A 1,167-nucleotide genomic window follows, 5' to 3' on the forward strand; every position below is an offset into this window, starting at 1 on the left:
CGTCTCCTCAGTGCCTTCGACCGGCCGAGAGGCCCGTCGTCATTCACATCACATTCTTCAATCTGCTTCTTCAAACCGCTTTGCGGAGTCAGCCGCCGGTTCGGTCAATGAATTCGATCGCAGGTTTTCGTGTAACCGCCATATCGATACCGCTCATCACGCCTTTCCTTTTCCAAAGGGCTGCCCTTCGCCGGAAGGTGCTATTCCCTCCGTCGTTTGTTGTGCGCAGGATTAATCGCGTCGAAAGTCCGCCCGCTCATTTGCAGGCAAACAGAAATCCGCCAACCTGATTGGTTCGGGGTAGGTGCTCCCGCCGCGATGGATACCGCAGCAAGAGTCATTTGCCTTACGGCAGCTTGGAGGACTCAATCCTAGATGGCGTTCCAACATAGGCTTGAGCTTTTCTTTTTTGCAATAATCCAATCCATGCGCGATGCGACGATCTCCTCTGTGGTAATCGCGATGGTCGAAGAACTACACAACGTTGAATAAGCATCCCTGATGTCGATTTTGATTGCGTCAGCAAAGCATTCCGACGTCTTCGCAATCGCTCTTCATTCTTTTTGAACGCAAGCGCGCGCTACGGCAGATCCGCAATGCAGAACTGCAAATACAGAATCCCCTTAATTTCCGAAGTCTTTATGAATTCCGTAGCTTAAAGTACGACAGCGCAGCCCGCGCATGAATGACAGAGTTGTTATGTCAACAGTCGTACATTGCGGGAGACGCTTGGCTCCACGTCATACGCTCTCTCATAGGACTCGTGGTCTTCGCGATCGCCTCGACGATCGATGATGTTTCATCAGCTTGCCTTAGGCATAGAATAAACAGATCGAATTTCTACTTTGTCGGCACGTCACCTAAGATGTGCATGTGGGCCTAGTCGCCTCAACCAAACACCACCAACCTACTGGCCGCTGTTGCGTCGTACCGATCCCTGGGTATCTGGCGGCACGCGTATGTCGGCCATCGGGTCTCTTTCCGTGGTGATCACCGGCGTTAGCGCCGCTGCTGCAATACCGGCTTCGATCGGAGGATGGTCATGGTGGATGCGTTGAACCTCGGCCGGCGTCTGCGGGTGCGCTCGACCGCCTATGTGGCGAGTGAGTTGGTGCCGTTCTTCTGGCCGATGCGGACCTTCATCAGCCGCAATCCGCTGCGTAGACT

The 1,167-nt window shown here is 53.8% G+C and carries 1 protein-coding gene; it reads left to right on the forward strand.

Going from position 1 to position 1,167, the window contains the following annotated elements; translation table 11 throughout:
* Positions 1–235 (forward strand): hypothetical protein (locus NWI01_RS19475; RefSeq protein WP_210243020.1); only part of this gene is annotated, 235 nt, incomplete at its 5' end.
* Positions 236–1,167 lie beyond the last annotated feature (932 nt).

The sequence above is a fragment of the Nitrobacter winogradskyi genome (assembly GCF_006539545.1).
Classification (GTDB): Bacteria; Pseudomonadota; Alphaproteobacteria; order Rhizobiales; family Xanthobacteraceae; genus Nitrobacter; species Nitrobacter winogradskyi_A.